The organism is Tenacibaculum sp. (assembly GCF_048269885.1).
GTDB lineage: Bacteria > Bacteroidota > Bacteroidia > Flavobacteriales > Flavobacteriaceae > Polaribacter.
This window is the reverse complement of record NZ_JBLWTZ010000005.1, coordinates 79,309-104,381: the sequence shown is the minus strand read 5'-3', so window position 1 is coordinate 104,381 and position 25,073 is coordinate 79,309. Positions and strand designations below refer to the sequence as shown.

Here is a 25,073-nt window from a genome sequence, read left to right as displayed (position 1 = left end):
GATCTTCTCTTTGTCTTGTCATATTTATTTTATGAATCTAATTGTCGTATTACTTTAAGTAATGCTTCCATACTCATATCAATATCTTCTTTAGTAGTTGACCATCCTACGGTACTAATTCGCATAGCTTCCCTTCCATGCCAATTCGTACCACCAAACCAAGCTGTTCCTTCTTTTTGAATAGCTTTTATTACTGCTTTTGTTTTTTCATCAGAACCAAAAGAAACCATTACCTGATTAAGCTCTACTTTGTTTAAGATTTCAAAGCCTTCTTCTCTTAATCTTCGCTCAAAATACTTAGCTAAATCGCAAGATTTGCCTATCAAATCAGAGACACCTTGTCTCCCTAAACTTTTTAAGGCTGCCCAAACTTCTGTTCCTCTTGCTCTTCTAGAAGTTTCTAAAGTTCTGTTCATTGGGTCATCGTTTCCTTGAACAAGATAATTTCCCTTCAAAGTAAGCGCCTTTTTTATAATGTTTTCATCCTTATAAAATGCCATACCAGAGTCATAAGGAACATTTAACCATTTATGTGCATCTGTAGCCCATGAATCTGCTTTCTCAAAGCCTTTCATTAAATAACTTAACTTTAAATTTGAAGCTGCCCATAAACCAAAAGCACCATCAATATGTACCCAAGCATTATATTTTTTGGCTTTTTCAATAATCACATCAAAAGGATCAAAAGCTCCTGAATCTACATTTCCTGCCTGTAAACAAATAATAGTTGGTTCATCTCTAAACTCAGGAAGTTTGCTAGCATCAATTGCGCCATTAGCATCTACTGGAATTTTTTCTATTTGTGCATTTCCAATACCTATAGCCCTAAGAGCCCTAAGCATAGTAGTATGAACTTCTTCTCCAACAAGAACTCTAATTTTAGGGGCTCCAAATAAACCATTCGTTTGAATGTCCCATCCATATTGTTCCAAAACATGATTTCTTGCACCAAGTAAACAAACCATATCTGCTGTTGTAGTACCCGTTACAAACGAACAACGTGTTTCTTTGGGTAAATGTAAAACATCGACTAGCCATTTTTCAGCCACTTGCTCTAATTTACAAGCTAAGGGGGAAAGAACAGCCATATTGGGTAATTGATCCCATGCAGCGGCTAGCCATTGAGCTGCAACAGTGACTGGAAGGTTAGCCCCTGTTACGAACCCAAAAAATCGGGGACTAATGGTAATCATTGCGCCTTTACTACCAATATCTTCTAACTCTTCTATAACTTTTATGGATGAAATTGGTGTCTCAGGAAAAGGTTGATCTAATAAAGAAAGATTTTTAAGAGCCTCCTGAGTTGGTTCTATAGCTCTTTTTTGTGCCTCATTTAAAAAAACTATTGCTTTTTGCGCGGCATAATTCAAAGTTTCATCTCTTTCAGAGAGTATTTTATGTACATCCATTTTATTTCTCTTTTAATTGAGAGACAAAACTAAAGCTGGAAGATTTAAAAAAATTGTATAATCTTGCTATTAAAAAAAGGAAGACTGATATTGTTTAGGTGTAATCCCTAAAAACAATTTAAAATTTCTTGTAAAATGACTTTGATCAAAGAATCCGACCATATATCCAACTTCTGTAACAGAGTTTTTTAGTTTTAGTAATTCTTGAGCTTTATTAAGTCTTAGACTCATTAAATACTTATGAGGAGGAATTCCTATTGATTTTGAAAAAACTCTATTTAAATAATAAGTACTTAACCCCGAAACTTCTGATAATTGTTCTAATGTTATTTTAGAATCAAAATAGGTGTGTAAATAATCTTTTATACGGTTAGCAACAATAGAATTGGTGTTTACTTTTCTCGTTTTTAATTTATTTGAACTGTAAGTCTTTATAAGATAAGCAAACGTTTCATAAAAGCTATTTTGATTTTGAATAGTATCAAATTGATTTAAAAAGAGGCTATTATGTAGGAGTAATAATTGTGTTTTAAGATGTTTATCTTTTACAGTAACCATATCAAAACTTGGAATAAAAACTTCGTCTTGTTTAATATCGTTTGCAATTTTTTGGAAAACTTCTGGCTGTATGTTAAAAGTTCTATACTTATATCCTTTATCATCAACATTTTTATTACTATGAATCCTCTCTGGGTTTATCATTGAAATCTGACCTTTTGAAATTATTTTCTCTTTTGGCGATTTAGGGCAATAAGACTGTATGCCGCTTTCCATTACACCAATAATAAATTCAGGATGATAATGTAAAGAAGCTTTATTAGATTTGAAATTAGCATTCATTAACTCAACTCCAGAAATATCATGATTAATATGAAACTTCAGAATGTTGTTTTCCATGTTCTTTGCTTTTTCATAATTAACTACAATTAAATTATATAAACACTTTTAGTATTCTTATAATTCCTAGAAAGGAGGTTAAACCTAAATTTTAGGAATTTTTTTGTGTTTTAATATTAGCTAATATAACAAAAAAGGGTAATTGAATAGTTGGGTAAAAGAAGGTAAAAACTGTTTTCTATAAAAAAAGACTGCTCTTAGAAGCAGTCTTTTATGTTATTATGATAAGTGTGTTGCCTTTGTTTAGAACATTAGCAGTTTTATAGCTAGAGTTCTTAGCATTCCAGAAATTATTCTACTTAAGTCATTATTTGTTGTTACGTTATGCTATCCTAATTTAGGAGTTTTAAGATGTATTAAGTATTTGATATTTTATAAATCATTTGTCCAATAGATTCTCCAAAGTTATACACAAGTGCAACACCTATTAAAACTATATAAATCCAACGAAACTGCTTTTTTCTGTTTGTTTTCTTTTCTTCTTTAATAGCTAAAAAAGCGGCTATAACCAATAGTAATATGTAATAATAATCCATGTTTTAAATAATTTAGTGTTAATAATTAGTATAAAATAAGTTGTTATTATTACAATGATTACTGTTTTTGTTGTTTAACACGAGTTGTATATAACAAAAAAGACCGCCCTTAGGCAGTCTTTTGTAATATATAGTTGTGTATTTTGTTAGCACTCTTCTTGTCTACGTTCGCAAGCTAGTAAGGTGTTTTTTAACAGCATAGCAATCGTCATAGGGCCCACACCACCCGGTACAGGTGTAATGTGCGATGCTTTTTCTGCTACTTCGTTAAAAGCAACATCACCTACCAATCTAAAACCTCTTTTCTTAGAAGGGTCGGCAACACGAGTAATTCCTACATCAATAATTACTACACCGTCTTTTACCATATCACTTTTTAAAAATTCAGGAATACCAATGGCAGCCACAATAATATCGGCTTTTTTAGTTACCTCTGTTAAGTTTTTGGTTCTACTGTGTGCAAGGGTAACTGTAGCGTTTCCTACTTTTCTTTTTTGAGATAGTAAAATACTCATTGGACTTCCTACAATATGACTGCGACCAATAACTACGACATTTTTACCCGAGGTTTCAATATTGTAACGGTCTAACAATTCTAAAATTCCGAAAGGAGTGGCAGAAATATACGTAGGTAAGTTTAAGGCCATTTTTCCTACATTCATAGGGTGGAAACCGTCCACGTCTTTATCAGGATTTACAGCCATTAATACCTTTTGTTCGTCAATATGATCGGGTAGGGGAAGTTGTACTATAAAACCATCAATATCGTTATCTATATTTAAAATAGCAATTTCGTTTAATAGTTCTTCTTCAGTAGTTTCTTCAGGAAGACGAAGTAAAGTAGATTCAAAACCTACACGTTCGCAAGCTTTTACTTTTGCATTTACATAGGTTAAACTTGCTCCGTCATTACCTACGATAACCGCTGCTAAATGGGGTGTTTTTTTATCGTTTGCTTTTAATGCTGCTACTTCTAAAGCAATTTCTTCTTTAATGTCTGCTGATGTCTTTTTACCATCTAGTAAAATCATAGTCTTGTTAAGTTTTCAGTATACAGTTTCTGGTAAAGAGTTTTCAGTACACAGTCTTCAGTATACAGTTGTTGTGTTGTAATTGTTGTGTTGTTATATTCCAAATTTATCAGGATTGTTAATCATATAATAGATTTATTTCCCAACTTTTTTGCTTTTGTATTCAATAGTAATATTTTAAAAGTTACTTCAGTAGAAGTATTATTTTTTAATCATAAATTAAGTTCAAATACTATATGTCAGTTCGAGTATCGACTGGAGGGAGATGTATCGAGAACCCGTTTTAAATGTCTCAATACAATTTATCTTCCTTTTAGTCAGAAAAATCACTCGACATGATATAGAAAGAACTCAATAGTTTTAACTCCCATAAATACAACTTACTGAATACTGTTTACTTTGGCACTGTAAACTAAATAAAAAAAGACAGGCAGAAGCCTATCTTTTTTATATTATCTCATGCCTTTCATCATTTGCATCATTTTTCTTCCGCCACCACCTTGCATCATCTTCATCATTTTGCTCATTTGGTCGAATTGCTTCATCAATTGGTTAACTTCCTGTACCGAAGTACCAGATCCTTTTGCAATTCGTTTTTTACGACTCGCATTAATAACAGAAGGCGTACTTCTTTCTTCAGGAGTCATAGAGTGTATAATCGCTTCAATTCCTTTAAAAGCATCGTCGTCAATATCAACATCTTTTAAGGCTTTACCAGCACCAGGAATCATACCCACTAAATCTTTCATGCTACCCATCTTTTTGATTTGATTGATTTGATTTAAGAAATCATCAAAACCAAACTGATTTTTAGCAATCTTCTTTTGTAATTTTCTAGCCTCTTCTTCATCGTATTGTTCTTGGGCACGCTCTACTAACGAAACAACGTCTCCCATTCCTAAAATACGATCAGCCATACGACTAGGGTGGAATACATCAATTGCATCCATTTTTTCACCCGTACCTATAAATTTAATAGGCTTGTCTACTACCGATTTAATAGATAAAGCAGCTCCACCACGAGTATCCCCATCTAACTTAGTTAAAACAACTCCGTCAAAATTTAATACATCGTTAAAGGCTTTGGCTGTATTTACCGCATCTTGCCCTGTCATAGAGTCTACCACAAATAAGGTTTCTTGTGGTTTTACAGCTTTGTGGATGTTAGAAATTTCCGTCATCATTTCTTCATCAACAGCTAAACGACCCGCGGTATCAATAATTACCACGTTTTTACCGTTTGCTTTTGCATGCTTAATCGCATTTTGAGAAATTTCTACAGGATTTTGATTTCCTTCTTCAGCATATACTTCTACACCAATTTGTTCTCCAACAACACGTAACTGGTTAATTGCGGCAGGACGATATACATCACATCCTACTAATAAAACTTGTTTAGATTTCTTAGTTTTAAGATAGTTAGCTAGTTTACCAGAAAAGGTTGTTTTACCCGAACCTTGTAAACCAGACATTAAAATTACAGTAGGTGAACCTCCTAAGTTAACACCAACGGTATCACCACCCATTAACTCGGTTAATTCATCCTTAACCAATTTTACCATTAATTGCCCAGGATTTAACGTAGTTAATACGTCTTGACCTAAGGCTTTTTCTTTTACTGTTTTGGTAAAATTCTTTGCTATTTTAAAGTTAACATCGGCATCTAGTAAAGCTCTACGAACTTCTTTTAAAGTTTCCGCAACGTTAACTTCAGTAATTTTTCCGTGTCCTTTCAGCGTATGTAACGCCTTATCTAACTTTTCGCTTAAATTATTAAACATGTATCGGCTTCATTTTTTAGAGGCACAAATTTAGTTATTAGTTGTTAGTTTTTAGCAATTTGTTAGTAGATTTTTTCTGCATTATTGTATAAAAGTGTCCAATTTTTAATAATTAGTAAGACTCGTAGTCACTTTTTTTAGTTTTTATATTGGTAACAATACGAGTAAATGCTATAAATCATCCGTAAAATGTTTGCGACTTTTTTCTTGACTGAATTTTTCTTGATTGAAGTTTTTAGAAGCATTTTTAGGAATGGATAGCGATACCCATTTTTCGTTTTGTAGCATTTTGCCTAAAAATACAATTTGTCCGATGTGGTATGGATAATGACAAATTTGACGGTTAATTGCTTCGGTTACCGTATGTCCTTGATTTCTTATGTAGATGATTTTTTCCAAATCAGTTTCTTTTAAAGAGTGAATAGTGTTTAAAAAACAATTCCATCCTTTTTCCCAATAGGCTATCATTTCTTCTTTGGTTGAAAAGGTATTTACAAACTCGTCATCTCTATTTCTCCACAATTTTTCTCCGTCTTCAGTAAAAAAGTTGGTCCAACGAGATAACATATTACCCGCAATATGCTTTGCTATCACAGCAATAGAGTTGCTTTCTTGGTTATATTGGTAAAATAGTTCTTCTTGAGTAAGTTGATTAAAAGTTTTATCGCCTAAACTTTTATAGTAGGTTATTTGTTTTTTGATACTTTCTAGATAGGAGTTTTGCATGGCATAATTTTTTAGTAAACTACCTCGTGACAAGCTCACGATGCATTTATTGGAAAAAAGTTCTTGATTTTCGAGGCAAGTCTTGGGGTATTTATACCCTTTGGCGGCGCCAATAAAAAAAGACTGGTTAAAATCAGCCTTAATTTACAATTTTATTTTTTAGGAATAAATTCTAAAGCAACGCCATTAATACAGTGGCGTTTACCAGTAGTTTTTTTAGGCCCATCGTTAAAAGAGTGTCCTAAATGTCCGCCACAAGTGTTACATTTTAACTCTGTTCTAGCATAGCCTAGTTTATAATCTGTATCTAGTTCTACATTTCCTTTAATAGCGCTATCAAAAGAAGGCCATCCACTACCTGAATCGTATTTGTTTTCAGATTTATATAGTGGGGTTTTACAGGCTGCACATACATAGGTACCTTCTTTTTTGTTAAAGTTTAAAGGACTTGAGTTGGGGCGTTCTGTACCAGCTTCTCTAAGTACATAATACTGTTTGGGTGTTAATAACTTTTTCCACTCACTGTTGGTTTTGTTTACTGCGTACTTTTTCTTGTTTTGAGCATTTAAAGTAGTACTAACTGTTATTGCTAAAAGGAATAAAACAACTAATTTTCTCATGGTTCTTTACTTATAAAATCAACAATTTTGGAAGCTACTTTCGGGTTGCGAAGAATTCGGGTGTGTCCTAAACCTTCTGTAATTAAAAGTTTTCCATTCTGTAAGTTTTGACGTATTGCTATTGCACAACTTACATCAACATCGCCATCAAATGAATCATGAACTACTAGCGTAGGTATTTTTACATTTTTAGCCTTTACGCTCGAAGAGTGTGTATCAATATCTCGGTGCCATTTTTTGTCAAACAAGTATTTCATTTTATGAGCTATAACAGGTTTTACTTGTAAGTTCTTAGTAAAGTTTAACATGACATCCGATATTTTATCAGCAGCGCCAACAGTAACTAGTTTGTTTACAGCAAAGTTTTCTGAAAGGGCGTTATACAAGCATACACCACCAAACGAGTGTCCTATAGCAGCATCAAAAGGACCAAATTGTTTGTTAATTTCAGTAATAGTTTCTAAGAATTCTGGCATTTCGGTAGTTTTTCCTGTAGACTTACCATGTGCAGGTCCGTCAAAAGAAATAACCATGTAGCCTTTTTCCAATAGTTTGTCAGCAATCATATATAATTGAGTACTTCTTCCTGCCCAACCATGTACCCATAATACTTTTTTAGTAGAGTAGCCGTACGATAGTACTTGAATATCTCTTGAGATGGATGGCACATTTATTGTTTTTTTTTGTGCACTCTCTAACATTACTTTTTCTCTCTTAGGAATAGGAAAATTAACAGGAGTTGTAAAAAGCCTAGCCCCAAATTTAGCAGCTTTATTGGTAGATATGAACTGTAAAATTTTAGCTGAAAAGATAAGAGGTTTAGGAATTTTAATACTTGGTATGGCTGTTTTTGAATGCGTAAAATTCATGAATTAGTTTTTAAGATAAAGATAGAATTTGTAGCTTTAAAGACATAATATATTATCAAGTTTGTGACAAATAAGTTAATTTCGTGTCATAAGAGATACAACCAAGAACATAGAATTTTAAACTATTAAACAATGAAAAAAATTATAGCCCTAACATTTTTAGCTGCTTTTTTAGTAGCGTGTAGTACGGTACCAATTACGGGAAGAAAAAGATTGAATTTTGTAAACGATGCTCAAATTTTACCAGCAAGTTTTGCACAATACAAAGGGTTTTTAGAAGAGAATAAATTGTCTACTAATACAAAACAAACAAATCAAATAAGACGTGTAGGGAAAAATATTTCAGCAGCAGTAGATCGTTTTATGCGTGCAAATGGAATGACTACAGAAGCAAATTCTTATGAGTGGGAATTTAATTTAGTAGAAGATAAAACAGTCAACGCTTGGTGTTTGCCCGGTGGAAAAGTGGTGTTTTATACAGGGATTATGCCTATTTGTGCTAATGAAGATGGAGTTGCTGCTGTGATGGGGCATGAGGTAGCTCACGCATTTGCGAAACACGGACAAGAACGTATGTCTACAGGACAATTACAACAATTAGGAGGAGTTGCTTTGGCTTTAAGTACTCAGAATAGTAAAAATGCTGAAATGTGGAATATGGCGTATGGTTTAGGAACCCAAGTAGGAGTAATGTTGCCATTTAGTAGAGAACATGAAACCGAAGCAGATAAGTTAGGCTTAGTTTTTATGATTATGGCAGGATACAAAGGAGAAGAGGCTGCTGAAGTATGGGTACGAATGAGTGAGCGCTCAGGAGGCGGAGCTCCACCAGAGTTTATGAGTACGCACCCATCTAATCAAACTCGTATTCAGACCTTAAGAAATTTTTTACCAGAGGCTAAAAAATTAGCAGCAAAATACAATGTGCCTGCGAGTAAATAAGATTGATAAATTATAGTATATTGCAAACCGTTCATGTTACATGAACGGTTTTTTTATTAGAATTTGTATGTATAAAATAGGAGATAAGAAGTTAATTAACGGATGGGCATTTTACGATTGGGCCAACTCAGTATATTCATTGGTAATTAGTACAGCCGTTTTTCCGTTGTATTACAGCGGGGTAACGGAAGGTAAAATTGTACGCTTTTTAGGAATGAACTGGGAGCATCCTGATAGTTTGTATAGCTATGCGTTGTCTTTTTCGTTTTTAGTAGTGGCGTTTATCTCTCCAATATTGTCGGGTATTGCAGATTATACGGGAAGTAAGAAAAAATTTATGAAGTTTTTCTGTACCCTAGGAGCACTATCGGTAATGAGTTTGTACTTTTTTGATGAAATTGATACTGTATGGATAGGTATTTTATTTACTGTTTTAGCAAGTATTGGCTTTTGGGCAAGTTTGGTGTTTTATAATGCTTATTTACCCGAAGTAGCCCATCCTGAACAACAAGATAGAGCCAGTGCCAAAGGTTTTGTATATGGTTATGTAGGTTCTGTAATTTTATTACTCATCAATTTGGCGATGATTATGTTCCCAGAAACTCTAAGAATTAGTGCAGGAATGGCATCTAGAATTTCTTTCGTAATGGTAGGTTTATGGTGGCTTGGGTTTGCCCAAGTAACTTTTAAACGATTGCCAGGAAACGTGTATAACAAAAAGCCTGAAAAAGATTATATATGGAAAGGGTACAAAGAATTACAAATTGTGATAAAGGAGGTATTAAACTACCCAACCTTAAAACGCTTTTTAATTTCTTTCTTTTTGTTAAGCATTAGTGTACAAACTATTATTTTAATGGCTGCTATTTTTGGTTCTTCAGAATTAGGCTTGTCTTCTACGAGTTTAATTATTACCATTTTATTAGTACAAATAGTCGCAATTTTAGGAGCGATTTTATTTTCAAGGTTTTCAGAAAAATGGGGTAATATTACTGCTTTAAAAGTAACTATCGTGGTGTGGATGTTAGTTTGTTTCTGTGCTTTTATGTTAGATAAATCTCAAGAACATGTAGCAGTTTATTTTTATGGACTAGGTGGTTTACTGGGGTTGGTGCAAGGAGCAATTCAAACCTTAACACGTTCTACCTATTCTAAATTATTGCCAGAAACAGAAGATCATGCTACCTATTTTAGTTTTTATGATGTTACTGAAAAAATAGCCATTGTTTTAGGAACTGCTGTATATGGAACATTAAATTGGATTACAGGTTCTATGCAATGGAGTGTATTGTGTTTAGCAATTTTCTTTTTAGCCTCGTTTATCATTTTAAGTACACTTAAAAAGACAAAATACGTAGTATAAAATTGTGCAATATTAGCTACACAAATAATACTTAAAACTATTTTAAAATAAGTTTAAGGAATTTTTTGGCTATCTATCGCCCTGCGATTAAAAAGGTGCAGGAGCAATAAAACTTACTTGTTTTTTTGAAATAGGGTGTATAAATGTGATTTTTTCAGCATGTAAATACAACCTATCTGCTTTTTTTCCGTACAAATCATCACCTACAATAGGAGTGTTTAGTCCCAAATTATGTGCAGCATGCACACGTAATTGATGCGTGCGTCCAGTTATAGGATAAAAGTATACTTTTGTTTTGTTGTTTAGAACTTCAACTTTTTCCCAAGTAGTCAATGCTTTTTTTCCGTGTTGGTAACACACAAGCTGTTTAGGGCGGTCGTTTAAATCTACTCTAAGGGGTAGCTCAATTTTTCCTTCATCTTCTTTTAAAACACCGTCTAATAAAGCTACATAGCGTTTTTGTATAGTTTTGTGAATAAACTGTGCCTGTAAAGCTTTATAAGTTTCTTCATTTTTGGCAATTAAGAGAATTCCAGAGGTAGACATGTCTAATCGATGTACTACTAACGGACCAGTTGCATTTGGATATAATTTTTGAATGCGACTAAACACAGCGTCTTTTATTTCTTTGCCAGCTACCGATAAGAGTTCATGTGGTTTGTTGATGACCAATACATCTGAATCTTCATAAATAATTGTAATTTCTTTTTGCCCCTTTAATTGAGCAACTAACGGATTCTCTTCTACAATTATTCCTTGTAACATGTGCGTTAAAATAGGCTTGCATTTACCAGTACATGCAGGATAATAGTTTTGATGTTTTCTTATGGATGTTTTCAACGGTTTACCCCACCAAAATTCCCCCATACAAATAGGTTTTAATTGATGTTTGTATGCATATTGAAGTAATTTAGGAGCGCAACAATCACCTGCACCAGCAGGAATGTTTTGGGTGGAGTCTGTAAAAATATCTAATAAGTTTTTAGTCTTTCCTCGATCGTTAAGAAATGCATATTTTTTAAATATTTCTTGTTGTGCCCAAGCTGAAAGATTTGCGCGCTGTTGTTTCAACTGCTCAATTTGCTGTTGTGTTGTTTGATACGCTTTTTGTAAAGGAACTATGTTATCGTTTAAATACACTTCGTATTCACGTAAATAAAACTCCTCATTAATGTTTAACTGATTGTTTTGTTGCTCTAGTTTTTTTCTAAGCTTTCTCCGTTGTTTAATTTTAAACTGCTCTTCGGCTAAAAGCTTTTCGTGCAGTTGTTGCGTTTTTCGATATGCTTTTTTTGTTTCAATAAAATTAGAGGAGCTTTCTAGACTCTTTATTTTATGGGTTAATTCATTAAGTCGTTCTTCTGTTGTAAGGTAGAACTCATTTGTATTTAAAACATCAAAAACAGGCGGAACAAAATGTTTGTGTTGTGTACTCTCAGCAAGTTTACCAGAGAATGCAGCTAAATAGCCTAAGGTTCCATTTTGATCTTGCACGACTAAAACACCAAACATTTTTCCAAGCGAGTTGGTATCTTCAGGGTTTTTAATTCCAAAATTGTGCGAAAAATCAGTTTGATTTGTTAAATATTCTTGTAATTCCTCAGTAGCTATTTGGGCTAGAGTATGAGGTGTATAATTATAAGGATAATCGAATTTTTCAGGTAATTCAATAATAGAAACATCCGAAGAAAAAGTAATAATTTTAGTCATAATCAATTGCCTATGGACTAGTTTACGAGGTGTTCAAAGGAAATTAAGCTTTAGCTATCCTGTGATTAAAAAGAAAAAGTGTTGCTTTCACAACACTTTAAACGATTAGTTTCTATAAATTTTATCGTATAAGTCTTTATACATTTCTTTGATAATATTTCGTTTCATTTTCATGGTAGGGGTAAGCTGTCCTCCATCAATAGACCATTCTTCTTCAGTTAATTCAAACTTTTTAATAGTTTCCCATTTACCAAACTTAGTATTGGCATAGTCTACTTCTTCTTGAATACGTTCTATTACTTTAGGGTTGCTTACCAAGTCTTTGTTATCTCCTACGGTAACGTTATGTCTTTGTGCCCATTCACGTACAAACTCAAAGTTTGGTTGAATAAATGCAGCAGCCATTTTTTCACCTTCACCAATAACTATTACTTGCTCAATAAAGCGAGATTGTTTTAATTGACCTTCTAATAATGGTGGAATAATATATTTACCTCCAGACGTTTTAAACATTTCTTTGGTACGTCCGGTTATTTTTAGGAATCCATCTTCACTTAACTCACCCTTATCTCCTGTGTGGAAATATCCATTTTGTAATGCCTCAGCAGTTTTTTCAGGATCTTTGTAATATCCTTGCATTATGTTTGGCCCTTTTACTAAAATCTCTCCATTATCGGCTATTTTAACCTCAACACCCTCAATCAATCTACCTACAGTTCCTAATCTAAAACCTCCATCACGCATATCGTTTACAGCAATTACAGGAGAAGTTTCAGTAAGACCATAACCTTCCATTACAGGCATTCCAGCAGCTGTAAATACTCTAGTTAAACGTGGTTGCAATGCAGCAGAACCAGAAACCATTATTTTTAATTCTCCACCTAAGGCAGCTTGCCATTTAGAGAAAATAAGTTTTTTAGCAATGCTTAGTTTCTTTTCATACCACCATCCGTTCGCTCCATAAGGTTCGTATTGTAAACCTAATTCTATCGCCCAAAAGAATAATTTCTTTTTAATACCTGTTAAGTCAGCTCCCTTGGCATAAATCTTATCGTAAATCTTTTCATACAGCCTTGGCACCGCAGTCATTACATGTGGCTTTATTTCTTGAGCATTTTCACTCAACTTATCAATAGCTTCAGCAAAATAGATAGAAATACCACAGTATTGATATAAATATAAAATCATACGTTCAAAGATGTGGCAAACAGGTAAGAAACTTAAAGCTCTCCCTTGACCGTATTCTAACGGAACACGTTTTTCACTGCTCAGTACATTTGAAACTACATTTTTGTGGCTTAACATAACTCCTTTTGGACGTCCTGTTGTTCCAGAAGTATAAATTAAGGTAGCTAAATCATCAGTTTGAATAGCATTTTTACGCTCTTCAACTTCATTCTGATTGCTTTCATCTTTTCCTAAATCTAAAACTTCTTGCCAGCTTTTTTCTCCTTGGATATCATCAAAAGTAAAAACTTCTTTCAGCTTAGTATTTGCTTTTATTTGATTTAGTTTTTCTAGAATAGTATCATCAGAAACAAAACAATAAGTAGCTTCAGAATGGTTTAAAATATATTCGTAGTCTTCTTTAGAAATAGTTGGATAGATAGGAACGTTTTGCGCTCCTGTTTGTAATATTCCAATATCACAAACATTCCATTCGGTTCTATTATTAGTTGAAATTACAGCGATTTTATCGTTAGGTTGTACACCTAATCGTAACAAACCTCTACTTATGGAATTGGCTTGTTTAATGTATTCACTTGTTGAAATAGATTGCCATTTTCCATCTTTTTTTGTGGTAAATGCTTTATCTAATTTATAATTTTCTTGTTGATAATAAGGAAAGTCAAAAAGACGCGTAATTTCAATCGACATATGTTCAAATTTTTGGGCTTTGCAAAGTATGAAAAATACCCCGATTGCACAAGTTGTAGTTTACTGGTTGATTTATTGAGGATTATATATTTTTTGATGCAAACTGTTGTATTTTTCTAAGATTATTTTTCGTCTCATTTTCAATGTCGGAGTTAAATGCCCCGAATTGGTCGTCCATTCATCGGGAGTTATTTCAAAGCGTTTTATTTGTTCCCACTTCCCAAATTTTTCATTGCAAAGATCAATCTCTTTTTGAATTCGTTTGAGTAGTTTCTCATCTGTAGTAATATCCGCAATTATATGATTGTGCCTTTTCGACCATTCTCGAACAAACTCAAAAGCAACTTGAATTAATGCAGCGGGCATTTTTTCGCCTTCACCAATCACCATAACTTGTTCAATAAAGCGTGATTTTTTCAACTCACTTTCTAATACAGCTGGAGCAATATATTTACCTCCAGAGGTTTTGAAAATTTCTTTTTTTCTATCTGTAATTTGTAAAAAGCCGTCATTGTCTAGTTCTCCAATATCTCCTGTATGGAAATAGTTATTTATAATTGATTCGTTAGTTTTTTCTGAATCTTTATAATAGCCCATCATTACATTAGGTCCTTTGACTAAGATTTCCCCATCCTCAGCTATTTTTACTGTTGTGTTTTCAATCACTTTACCAACCGTTCCTATTTTAAAACCGTTGTTTCGCATATCGGTAACAGAAATTGCAGGAGAGGTTTCGGTAAGCCCATAGCCTTCAAAAACAGGAATTCCCGTCGCAGTGAAGATTCTTACAAGTCTGGCTTGCGTAGGTGCACTACCCGCTAACATAAACTCTAAGTTACCTCCTAGCGCTTCTTTCCATTTAGAAAAAATAAGTTTGCGTGCTATAGAAAGTTGAAATTCATACCACCAGCCGTTTGCCTTATAAGGTTGGTACTCTTCCCCTAATTGTAATGCCCAAAAGAACAGTCGTTTTTTTAAACCAGATAGACTACTTCCTTTATCTACAATTTTATCAAAAACTTTTTCTAATAAACGTGGTACAACTGCCATAAAATGAGGTCGAATCTCTCGTAAATTCTCTCCAACTTTATCAATACTTTCCGCAAAATGAATTTCGAAACCCATATATTGACAATAATAAGAGGCTGCACGCTCAAAAATATGACAAATAGGTAAGTAGCTTATCACTCTTTTTTGATTGCCTTGTAAATCGAGCCTTTTGCCTACCGCAAACACATTGCTAACTATGTTATTATGTGAAAGCATCACTCCCTTGGGCGTACCTGTAGTGCCTGAGGTATAGATAATAGTAGCTAAATCAGATGGTTTCACCGCTTTTTTAAATTCATTCACTGTTGTTTGATGGGTTTCATCTTTGCCAAGGCTTAGGAAAGAACTCCACCCATAATCTACATCTAATTCTTCAAAAGTAAATACTTTTTTAAGTAGTGTTTGTTCTTGAACTTTGATTACTTTTTGATAAAGTTCATCATCAGAAACAAAACAATACATACTATCAGAATGGTTTAAGATATAGGCATAATCTTTTTCTGAAAAAGTAGGATATAAAGGTACATTTACAGCGCCAATTTGCATTACTCCAATATCTAGCAAATGCCATTTAGGTTGGTTTACAGAAGTAATTACAGCAATTTTATCGCCAGGTTTAACACCAAGGTTTAGTAAAGCTTTACTTATGGTATTGGCGTCTTCAATGTATTTTTGAGTAGCAATACTTTTCCATTCATTATTCTCTTTGGAAACTAAGCAATGTTGTTGTGGATAGTTTTCTAATTGATGATAAGGAAAATCAAAAAGACGCGTAACTGTTGAAGATATATGCATGTAAATAATTTTGAATATGCATAAATCTATGAAAATAAATGAGATAAATAAAAAAATAAAACAGTGCTAACTATATAGTTTACTAACCGTGCTTTTATAGGTTTGACCAATAGGTATTTTATGCTCGTGAATTATAATGCGATTACCTTCCACAAATTTAATTTTATCAATAGCCACAATAAACGATTTGTGTACTCTTAGAAAATTGTTCTTATCTAAGATAGTTTCATAATGAGAAATCTTTTCGTGGCTCACAATCATTTCATCTGCTAAAAATAACTTTGTATAGTTTCCGTAAGCTTCTATGAATAACAAATCACTTAAATCAATTTGGTGGTGTTTTTTATCTCCTTTAATAAAAAGTCGGGTATTGGCTATGCTTGGTTGTACACTTTCCTTGTGGATTGTTTTGGTAGATATAGCATCAGATACTTTATTGACCGCTTTTACCAAACGGTCAAAGCTAAAAGGCTTTAAAAGGTAATCTACAACATTGAGTTCAAAGCCTTCAAGAGCGTATTCTTTGTAGGCAGTGGTAATAATGGTTTTTGGTGGGCTAGATAGCGTCTTTAAAAAATCCAATCCTTTTAATTTGGGCATGTTGATGTCTAAAAACATAAAATCAACCGCATGTTCATTTAAAAACTGTATAGCCTCCATAGCATTATAGCAGTTTTTTACTAATTGAACATGCGGGAGCATGCTGCAAAATTCTGTTATAATTTCATGAGCCAAAGGCTCATCATCAATAATTATATAGTTAAGCATGCTTTGGAATTTTTAATTGTGTTTTATAGATATTATTTGTGGAACTAATACTTAGTTCGTGTTGTTGCTTGTATAGCAAAGATAATCGTCGTTTTAGGTTTTGTAATCCAATCCCTTTAGAATTATTGAGTTCACTAGAATCAAAATTGTTTTCTATGTCAAAGCAAATAAAATGAACATCTTCGTATAAATTGATATGTATAAAAGCATTTTCTGCAAGTGTTTCTATACCGTGTTTAAAGGCATTTTCAAGTAAAATAATATACAGTAAGGGAGGAATATTTAAAGAGACATCGATGTGGTGATTAAAAGTAATTTCTACAGACTTTTTATAGCGTATTTTATGGAGTTCGATGTAGTTGTTTAGGTATTCTATTTCTTCTGAAACTTTTACTGTTTCTTTTTCCCCATCGTAAATGGTATAACGCATCATGTCAGATAGTTTTAAAATAACTTCTGGTGCTTGAGGGGAATTTTTGACTGTAAGTGCGTACAAGTTATTTAACGTGTTGAAGAAAAAATGCGGGTTTATTTGTGTTTTTAAGAGTGATAATTCAGTTTTAGATTTTTCTTTTTTTAACTCTTGTACCCATTTCCATTGTTCAAAAATCCAAAGAAAAAAGAAAATAGGAATAGGTAAGAAAAAAATATAGAAAGGAGTTTCTTGTTTTACTTTTAAATAAGCTTCTAAATCACCAGAAAATAATCTGAGATAAAAAAAGTATAAGAGTAATGGAGTATATAGAAGGGCTATGAATTTCCAATATTTTTTAATGAAGTTAGGTACTAAAAAATAAGCCAACCCACACCAAAATATTATTAATAAAATGAAGGTGATTGGATTGTCTGGAAGTTTCATAAAAGAATCAATCAACACCGTAATAAACAACAGTAGAAAAAGCAAAAGAATACCCATTACTGCTTTCTTTTTCCTTTTTAAATACTGATAATTATGTATGGGTAAGGCAACAATTAGCGCCCAAAAAAGAGTGATCACGATAACTTCAGCAGGTTGATCATTTGGGATGTTTATAAAATCGACATAATCTAATAAAATGAACAACGGAATTATAATTAGAAGTCCAATAAAAAAGGCTTTGTATTTCTTTAAAAAATCAATCATACTTCAAAATTACTCATGTAAAACTGTTTTCACAATTATATTGACAAACACTATTGTTTTTTAGATGAACAAGTAGCTTTTTTAGTTGAGTTTTAGTTAGTGTTTAAATAAATATTATGTGTGTTAAAAATAAGTTGATATATCATTTTTAATTTATCAGAAAGGTAAGGTAGTGGAGATTTGCTGAAAACAAATACCTAACCACATATGAATACATTAACAATTAGAAACCTTACCAAAACATATCCTAACGGTGTTAAAGCATTAAACGGAATCAACTTAAAAATATCAAACGGTATGTTTGGCTTGTTAGGAGCCAATGGAGCAGGGAAATCTTCTTTAATGCGTACCATAGCTTCTTTACAGGAGCCTTCTTCAGGAGAGCTTGTCTTTAACAATCATGATATTATTCAAAAACCAGAGGAGATAAGAAAACACTTAGGCTATTTACCTCAAGAATTTGGTGTATATCCTAAAATATCAGCCGAAAGACTGTTAGATCATTTAGCCGTTTTAAAAGGGATAACTAACAATACAGAACGCAAAAACCAAGTCGCTTCATTATTACAACAAGTAAACCTATATCAGCATAGAAAAAAAGCGGTGCATACATTTTCAGGAGGTATGCGGCAACGTTTCGGAATAGCGCAAGCTTTGTTGGCAAATCCTCAGATAATCATCGTAGATGAACCCACTGCGGGCTTAGATCCAGAAGAAAGTAATCGGTTTTTAAATTTACTAAGTGAAATAGGGGAGAATGTGATTGTCATCTTATCTACGCATATAGTAGAAGATGTTCGAAACTTGTGTACGAAAATGGCAATCTTATCAGAAGGTCAAATTATTTCTCAAGGAAATCCGAAAGAATTGGTAGCGAGTATTCAACATGCTATTTGGACAAAAATTATTACTAAAGATGAAGTTGAAGATTATAAAACATCGTATAAGGTTATTTCTACAAAACTAGTTGCAGGTGAAACACAAATAAGAGTTTTTTCTGAAACGCCTTTATCCAATGATTTTGAGAACATTATTCCCAACCTTGAAGATTATTACTTCGCTACATTGTTTCACCATAAAAACGCCTAAGCTATGTTTAAGAAATTAGTACAGTTTGAAATCTACTATCAATTAAAACAACGAGCATTTCCCCTTTTTTCAATTTTATTTTTAGGTTTAGGATACTTTACAGGAAGTCAAGAACACGCTCCTACAGGAGTCCATTTTAATGCTCTTTATCAAGTCTATTTTCATACAGGACTTTTTACTTTAGGAAGTGTTTTTATTATTATGTTTTTTGCGGTAACAGCTGCCATAAGAGACAAACAGTATCATATGGAAGGATTGGTTTATAGTACTTCAATAACCAAACAGCATTATTTTTGGAGTCGATTTTTAGGAACCTTTATTTTTAGTGTTCTGGCATTTTCTCCTTTTGTAGTTGGGTATATTTTAGGAAATTATTTTTCTGGTTTGGATACGGAAAGATTGGGGGCTTTTAGATTGCTTAACTATATGCAGCCATGGTTTTATATAGTATTGCCGAATATTTTTATATGTACAGCTTTGATATTTTCTGTGAGTGTATTTACCAAAAAAAGCATTGCCACCTATGCAAGTGCAGTAGGGATATACATGTTGTATTTTGTGAGTTCTATTTTTTTAAACTCACCTTTGTTAGCACAATCCGTCCCTGCATCACCAGAAATGATGTCGGTAGCTGCTATAGCAGATTCTTTTGGAATAGCAGCTTTTTTTGAGCAAACTCAATACTGGACTGCTCATCAAAAGAATACGCAGCTACTTTCTTTTTCTGGATTGTTTTTATGGAATAGAATACTTTGGATAGTTCTCTCTGTAGGGATATTGTTACTTACTTACAAGAGTTTTTCTTTTAGGAAAATAACGAAGAAAGTAAAGAAAGAGAAAACACTAAAAAATGAGACGAAACAATTCGTTTCTTACAAACCGACAGATGGAGCATACAATTTTTCAGCACAAATAAAATCGCTTTTGTCGTTGGTACGATTAGAGTTAAACAGTGTGTGTAAAAGCTTGCCTTTTTTAGTAATTGTAGCTATGTGGTTGATCATTGTTTTTTCTGAACTGTATGCAAATGTTGTAGAAGGACGTGAATATGGAGTAAGTATATACCCATTAACAAATCAGTTGATAGAACTTATCACAAGTCCGTTAACTCTTTTCGGACTCTTACTGCTCATCTTTTATGGTTCAGAGATTGTATGGAGAGCACATAGCGTAAATTTTAATTTACTTATGGGGGCTACTCCTACAAAGAACTGGGTGTTTTTTATGGCTAAATTTATCAGTTTATCGCTGTTACCCGTGTTATTAATAGGATTAGGTGTGTTGATGTGTATCGCTTTTCAAATTAGTCTTGGTTTTAAAAATATAAATATCAGCATGTATGTCTCTATCTTTTACTATTACGGTTTGCAACTAATTATATACGCAATGCTTGCTGTATTTATAAATAGTATAGCTAAGAGTAAGTATGTAGGAATGGGAGTTTTTGGTTTGTTGGTTATCGCAAGTATGAAAGCGAGTGTTTTAGGACTAGCACACCCCTTAACAAGCATAGGTTTTATGCCCAGAGTGAGTTTTGGAGACATGACTATGTATAACAGTAACGTGACACAGTTTAATCATCTAGGACTGTATTGGCTAGCCATAGGAATCTTATTCGTTTTAATAGCTTTTAAAGTTTGGAATAGAGGTATGCTAAAAGGTCTTTCGTATAAAATGAAACAACTAAAGCAAGGTGGTAGCTTAATAGAAAAGGTATTGTTGCTAAGCTTTTCTTTATTGGTTATTGGAATTGGAAGTTTAGTATTTTACAATACCAATGTTCTTTCAGATTATCAAACGGCTAAGGATAATTTAAATTTTAGCGAAAGTTATGAACGCAGGTATAAACAGTATGAAGTCTTAGAAAAGTTATACCCAATTTCTCAAAAAACAGAAGTCGCTATTTTTCCGAAGGAAAGAAAATATACCGTTAAGGCAAACTATGTTTTAAAAAATAAGAGTAATGAAGCGGTAACTAAACTGTTATTAACTGAACGAATACCTATAAAACAAATTCATATTGAAAAAGCGCGTTTGTTTACGAAAGATACCATACATGGAGCGTATGTATTTGAATTTGAAGAAAAACTACAACCCAACGATTCTGTAGCTTATACTTTTGTTATAGAAAAAAAACTAAAAGGGTATGAAGAAGACAAAAGCATTGTTTATAATGGAACTTACATTACATCTAGGAGTTTTGAGCCTATTATAGGGTATGCTTCAGGATTGGAAATTAGGGATAAAACAGAACGTAAAAAAAGAGGATTACCAGCAAGAGAAGACGAAGATAATTCAGAGGTTCACATAGCACTTGAAGATATTCAAATTGAAAAGGTGGTATTTGAAACGGTGGTATCTACAAATAACGATCAAACGGCTATAAGCTCGGGAGAATTGCTACGAACTTGGTCTGAGAATAACAGAAACTATTACCACTACAAATCAAAAGGTAAAATATTTCCTATAATAGCCTATTTTTCTGCCAAATATGAAGTTCAAAAAACAATACACGAAGGAATAGCAATTGAGCAGTATTACAACCCTAGCCATAATTTTAATATCAACACAATAGAAAATAGTACAAAAGAAGCGTTAACATATTGTCAGGAAAACTTTGGTTCGTACAATTTTAATTACATCCGTATAGCAGAAATACCTTCACATTGGGGATTTGGTGGATTTGCGCATCCCGGAGTTATTAGCATGACTGAAGATCGTTTGTATTTGTCGGATGTACGTGATGAAAACACCTTTAATTTAGTCGCTAAAAGAACGATTCATGAAGTAGCTCATCAATGGTGGGGACATACGTTAACAGCCAAACCAGTTGCGGGTGGTTCTTTATTAGTAGAAGGGTTTGCGAAATATACAGAAGGAGTGGTATTAGAAAAGATGTATGGAAAACGCGCTTTGTATGCGTTAGCTGAAGATGCACGACGAAGGTATTTCTTAGGAAGAGCATTTGGTGAAAATATTGAACCTCCCATTTATAAAGTACAAGAAGAAGGTTATATTTCTTATGGTAAAGCGTACACAATGTTAATGGCATTGAGAGATTTACTAGGAGAGGAGCAAGTAAATCATGTTTTAAAAAACATGACAGAAAAACACCGATTAGATAGTACTCCTAAAGCACATACCATAGAGTTACTTGAAGAAATATATAAGATTACTCCAAAAAGATATCACCGACTGGTAAATGATTGGTTTAAAAAAGTAATTTCTTACGATATAGCTGTAGAAAAAAGTTCGTATAAGAAGTTATCTGATGGAACCTATGAAGTTATCGCCACCATAAAAGCAAAACGGTTTGAAACAAAGGAAAACGGAGATATTAAAGAAATTGGGATTAATGAGCCTATCAAAATAGGAATTTTTTCAACCCACCCTTCAGAAGTAAAAGACAATAGTACAGTGTTGCATTATGAGTCTAAACAAATCAACAAAGGGCTCACTGAGGTTTCATTCATCGTAAATAAAAAGCCTAATTATATTGCTATAGATCCTTACGGAACAAGAAATGATGAAAATTTAGTAGATAACATAGTTAGATTGTAAGAATAAAAAATGCCTCATATTTGAGGCATTTTTTGTGTTAAGCATTTAAAAAATCTTTCAATTCTTGGTAAGAGCTAATTTGTATCGCTTCTTTTTGTTTGTCTATTACAGATGCTATTTGCGAAGGGATTTCAACAGTTACATTTAAAACCTCTTCAACAATATCTAAAAATTTTACGGGATGTGCAGTTTCTAAGAAAATTCCATACTCGTTTTGTAATCCGTATTTTTTCAAGCCTAAATATCCAACGGCTCCATGCGGATCTGCAATATAATTAGAGTTATCATAAATGTTTTTCATGGCTGTACGAGTTGCATCATCAGAAAAAGAAAAAGAAGAAAATGCAGCTTTTAAAAGCGCTAAATCGTTATTAAATAATTCTTGAATTCTGATAAAATTACTCGGATTTCCAACATCCATGGCATTCGATATGGTTGCTTTAGATGGTTTAGGGTGGTATTCACCACTTGCTAAATAATTAGGAACAGTATCGTTTACATTGGTCGAGGCTATAAAATGTTTGATAGGCAATCCTAGTTTTTGCGCCATAATTCCTGCACAAATATTTCCAAAATTTCCACTAGGCACTGAAAAAACTACTTCTTTATGCTGTTTGTATACGTGTTTATAAGCAAAGAAAAAGTAAAACATTTGTGGTAACCAACGCGCAATATTAATAGAGTTTGCTGAGGTTAAGGTACGATTGATATCTGCATCTAAAAAAGCAGTTTTTACCATGTCTTGGCAATCGTCAAAAACACCGTCAACTTCTAAAGCAGTAATATTTTGTCCTAAGGTTGTTAATTGCTTCTCTTGAATATCACTTACTTTTCCACTAGGGTAGAGAATGACCACATCTACACCTTTCACTCCTAAAAAACCATTAGCAACAGCACCTCCAGTATCACCAGAAGTCGCAACCAATACGGTTACTTGTTGATCTTTATTACGATTAAAGTAGCCTAAGCAACGTGCCATAAAACGAGCACCCACATCTTTAAAAGCCATGGTAGGTCCGTGAAATAATTCTAGTGTACCGATATTTTCTTCAATGGGTACCACAGGAAACTCAAAATTAATGGTTCCTTTGATAATTTCTTGTAAAACGTCCTTTGGAATTTCATCACCCACAAATTGTTTGATGGCCTCATACGCAATTTCTTCATTAGAATATTCTCCAATATTATTAATAAACTCTTTAGGTAATGGCGTAATGTTTTCAGGGAAATACAATCCTCTATCTGGAGCTAATCCGTTTACGACAGCTTCTTCAAAGCTAACGTTAGGTGATGTATGATTGAGACTATAATAGTTCATAATTTCGTGTTTGTTTTTTTCACTTCGACTACGCTCAGTGAACATTTTATATTAGTTAGTGTCTAAAATTTTAATTCCTTCTGTATTGATTTTAGAAAGAATCATATTAAAATCAATTTGTTTGTCTTGGTAAGTGTTTTGTATGGTTTTGTAAACATTTTCAGCAGTTTCATCACCTCTACATAAAGTGAAAATAGTTGGACCCGAACCTGAGATTCCTGCTCCTAAAGCTCCTGCCTTAATAGCTTGTTGCTTCACTTCATCAAAATGTGGAATCAGATGTTTACGAGCAGGTTCAACAATGATATCGGTTAAGGAGTCTGCGATTAATTGATAATCATTGGTATGCAATCCACTAATCAATCCGCCAACATTAGCCCATTGCGTAACCGCATCTTTTAGAGGAACTTCTTTCGGTAATACCTCTCTGGCATCTTTGGTTTTTACTTCAACTTGAGGATGGATTGCCACCACTCTTAAATCAGCAGGCACAGGGATTTTTACGATACTCAAAGGTTCGTAACTACGTACCAACGTAAACCCACCATAAATAGCGGCAGAAACATTATCAGCTATCGGAGTTCCGCAAGTAGCTTCTTCTCCTAACATTGCAAATTGAGTCAATTCAAGGAGCGAGAAGCTATTTCCTAATAATTGATTTACTCCAAATGCAGCTCCCGCAGCACTGGCAGCACTGCTACCTAAACCACTTCCTGGAGTATATCCTTTGTGAATGGTGATGTCGATACCAAAATCAACTGGATGTTTTTCTAGCATAGCTAGTGCAACTACTCCCGCAGCATTTACTTTAGGGTCAGATGGTAAATCAGCCCCGGTTATTTGAGTAATTTTGATACCTTTTGTAGTTGTTTTGGTAAAAGTCATGGTATCACCAACCGTTTCGAGCGCTAAACCTAAAGCGTCAAATCCGCAGGAAACATTAGCAACAGTGGCCGGTGAAAATATTTTTAAATAGTTCATTTTTTTGCGATTAAAAACAAGTCGGTATCACCACCTTCTTGATATAGTTTGGTGTAATTTTCTAAAATTTTGAATCCTTGTGCTTTTAGAGCATCCATCAAATATGCTGGTTCATGATAGTGAATAAACATCGAGTTTTTCCCGTCCGAACTAGCAGTGATACGAGAGTCTTTTTTGTAATCCCCAATCATGGTACTGATGTAGAGTAATCCGTTTGGATATAACATCGTAACAGCATCCTTTATAAGTTTTAGAGCATCCTCTTTGGTAAGATACGGAAAGCAAAATCCGAAGATGATTACATCAAAACCTTGTTGTAAACTGTTAATTTCTCTACAATCTAGCACTTTAAAGGAAGCTTTTGGATTGTTTTGTTTTGCTAAATCCACCATATTTTCAGCAGCATCCACTCCTAAAATGCTAAGTGCAGGATTGTGACGTAAGAGATACTTGGTAATCTTCCCAAAACCACAAGCTACGTCCAACACATTATGATGAGTTGATTCTAGATGTTTTAAAAGAAGGTCATAACTATGATTGTACACGGTATCATTGATAAATTTATCTTGATACGCCTGTGCTATATTGTTATAGACTTCTATGATATTTTGATAACGTTTTTTCAT

The 25,073-nt window shown here is 33.4% G+C and carries 20 protein-coding genes; 4 read left to right on the top strand and 16 right to left on the bottom strand.

Annotated elements, in window-relative coordinates:
• Positions 1-29: 29 nt before the first annotated feature.
• From ACN0WY_RS05595 to ACN0WY_RS05560, 8 genes are all read right to left on the bottom strand, one after another.
• On the bottom strand, positions 30-1,409 hold the full coding sequence (locus tag ACN0WY_RS05595) for a pyridoxal phosphate-dependent decarboxylase family protein (protein WP_417799768.1): 1,380 nt from the start codon (positions 1,407-1,409) through the stop codon (positions 30-32).
• 69 nt (positions 1,410-1,478) lie between these two features.
• A complete protein-coding gene (locus ACN0WY_RS05590) occupies positions 1,479-2,306 on the bottom strand; it encodes an AraC family transcriptional regulator (RefSeq protein ID WP_417799767.1) in 828 nt (275 codons plus the stop codon).
• A 356-nt stretch (positions 2,307-2,662) separates the two neighbouring features.
• Positions 2,663-2,842: a hypothetical protein gene (locus ACN0WY_RS05585; protein WP_330486868.1), complete on the bottom strand. Its 180-nt coding sequence runs from the start codon at positions 2,840-2,842 to the stop codon at positions 2,663-2,665.
• A gap of 146 nt (positions 2,843-2,988) precedes the next feature.
• Positions 2,989-3,873 (bottom strand): bifunctional methylenetetrahydrofolate dehydrogenase/methenyltetrahydrofolate cyclohydrolase FolD, encoded by an 885-nt coding sequence (gene folD, locus ACN0WY_RS05580; RefSeq protein WP_330486867.1) that lies wholly within the window; start codon positions 3,871-3,873, stop codon positions 2,989-2,991.
• 452 nt (positions 3,874-4,325) lie between these two features.
• On the bottom strand, positions 4,326-5,654 hold the full coding sequence (ffh, locus tag ACN0WY_RS05575; protein WP_330486866.1) for a signal recognition particle protein: 1,329 nt from the start codon (positions 5,652-5,654) through the stop codon (positions 4,326-4,328).
• 171 nt (positions 5,655-5,825) lie between these two features.
• Positions 5,826-6,380 (bottom strand): DUF1572 family protein, encoded by a 555-nt coding sequence (locus tag ACN0WY_RS05570; RefSeq protein ID WP_417799766.1) that lies wholly within the window; start codon positions 6,378-6,380, stop codon positions 5,826-5,828.
• Between the two features lie 152 nt (positions 6,381-6,532).
• Positions 6,533-7,000: a peptide-methionine (R)-S-oxide reductase MsrB gene (msrB, locus tag ACN0WY_RS05565; RefSeq protein WP_417799765.1), complete on the bottom strand. Its 468-nt coding sequence runs from the start codon at positions 6,998-7,000 to the stop codon at positions 6,533-6,535.
• A complete protein-coding gene (locus ACN0WY_RS05560) occupies positions 6,997-7,869 on the bottom strand; it encodes an alpha/beta hydrolase (RefSeq protein WP_417799764.1) in 873 nt (290 codons plus the stop codon). Before ACN0WY_RS05560 ends, msrB begins: the two co-directional genes overlap by 4 nt.
• A 132-nt stretch (positions 7,870-8,001) precedes the next feature.
• On the opposite strand from ACN0WY_RS05560, the gene ACN0WY_RS05555 reads away from it, so the two are divergent.
• Positions 8,002-8,811: a M48 family metallopeptidase gene (locus ACN0WY_RS05555; protein WP_330486862.1), complete on the top strand. Its 810-nt coding sequence runs from the start codon at positions 8,002-8,004 to the stop codon at positions 8,809-8,811.
• A gap of 67 nt (positions 8,812-8,878) precedes the next feature.
• Positions 8,879-10,174, top strand: a complete 1,296-nt coding sequence (locus ACN0WY_RS05550) for an MFS transporter (RefSeq protein WP_417799823.1) — start codon at positions 8,879-8,881, stop codon at positions 10,172-10,174.
• A gap of 87 nt (positions 10,175-10,261) precedes the next feature.
• Here ACN0WY_RS05550 and ACN0WY_RS05545 read toward each other — a convergent pair whose 3' ends face one another.
• The 5 genes from ACN0WY_RS05545 to ACN0WY_RS05525 all read right to left on the bottom strand — a co-directional run bounded on the left by ACN0WY_RS05545 (position 10,262) and on the right by ACN0WY_RS05525 (position 17,498).
• Positions 10,262-11,884 (bottom strand): RluA family pseudouridine synthase, encoded by a 1,623-nt coding sequence (locus ACN0WY_RS05545; RefSeq protein WP_417799763.1) that lies wholly within the window; start codon positions 11,882-11,884, stop codon positions 10,262-10,264.
• Positions 11,885-11,989: 105 nt separating this feature from the next.
• Positions 11,990-13,762 (bottom strand): AMP-dependent synthetase/ligase, encoded by a 1,773-nt coding sequence (locus ACN0WY_RS05540; protein WP_417799762.1) that lies wholly within the window; start codon positions 13,760-13,762, stop codon positions 11,990-11,992.
• A 72-nt stretch (positions 13,763-13,834) separates the two neighbouring features.
• A complete protein-coding gene (locus tag ACN0WY_RS05535; protein WP_417799761.1) occupies positions 13,835-15,607 on the bottom strand; it encodes an AMP-dependent synthetase/ligase in 1,773 nt (590 codons plus the stop codon).
• A 66-nt stretch (positions 15,608-15,673) separates the two neighbouring features.
• Positions 15,674-16,375: a LytR/AlgR family response regulator transcription factor gene (locus tag ACN0WY_RS05530; RefSeq protein WP_417799760.1), complete on the bottom strand. Its 702-nt coding sequence runs from the start codon at positions 16,373-16,375 to the stop codon at positions 15,674-15,676.
• Positions 16,368-17,498 (bottom strand): sensor histidine kinase, encoded by a 1,131-nt coding sequence (locus ACN0WY_RS05525; RefSeq protein ID WP_417799759.1) that lies wholly within the window; start codon positions 17,496-17,498, stop codon positions 16,368-16,370. Before ACN0WY_RS05525 ends, ACN0WY_RS05530 begins: the two co-directional genes overlap by 8 nt.
• A 207-nt stretch (positions 17,499-17,705) precedes the next feature.
• On the opposite strand from ACN0WY_RS05525, the gene ACN0WY_RS05520 reads away from it, so the two are divergent.
• Together ACN0WY_RS05520 and ACN0WY_RS05515 are read left to right on the top strand one after the other, a co-directional pair.
• Positions 17,706-18,587, top strand: coding sequence for an ABC transporter ATP-binding protein (locus ACN0WY_RS05520; RefSeq protein ID WP_330486856.1), 882 nt, complete (start codon positions 17,706-17,708; stop codon positions 18,585-18,587).
• A gap of 3 nt (positions 18,588-18,590) precedes the next feature.
• Positions 18,591-22,148 (top strand): M1 family aminopeptidase, encoded by a 3,558-nt coding sequence (locus tag ACN0WY_RS05515; protein WP_417799758.1) that lies wholly within the window; start codon positions 18,591-18,593, stop codon positions 22,146-22,148.
• Between the two features lie 37 nt (positions 22,149-22,185).
• Here the strand turns inward: ACN0WY_RS05515 and thrC are convergent, their stop codons facing one another.
• From thrC to ACN0WY_RS05500, 3 genes are read right to left on the bottom strand one after another with little or no spacing between them, the layout of a single operon-like run.
• On the bottom strand, positions 22,186-23,466 hold the full coding sequence (gene thrC, locus ACN0WY_RS05510) for a threonine synthase (protein WP_417799757.1): 1,281 nt from the start codon (positions 23,464-23,466) through the stop codon (positions 22,186-22,188).
• 51 nt (positions 23,467-23,517) lie between these two features.
• A complete protein-coding gene (locus ACN0WY_RS05505) occupies positions 23,518-24,447 on the bottom strand; it encodes a homoserine kinase (protein ID WP_417799756.1) in 930 nt (309 codons plus the stop codon).
• A complete protein-coding gene (locus ACN0WY_RS05500) occupies positions 24,444-25,073 on the bottom strand; it encodes a class I SAM-dependent methyltransferase (protein ID WP_417799755.1) in 630 nt (209 codons plus the stop codon). Before ACN0WY_RS05500 ends, ACN0WY_RS05505 begins: the two co-directional genes overlap by 4 nt.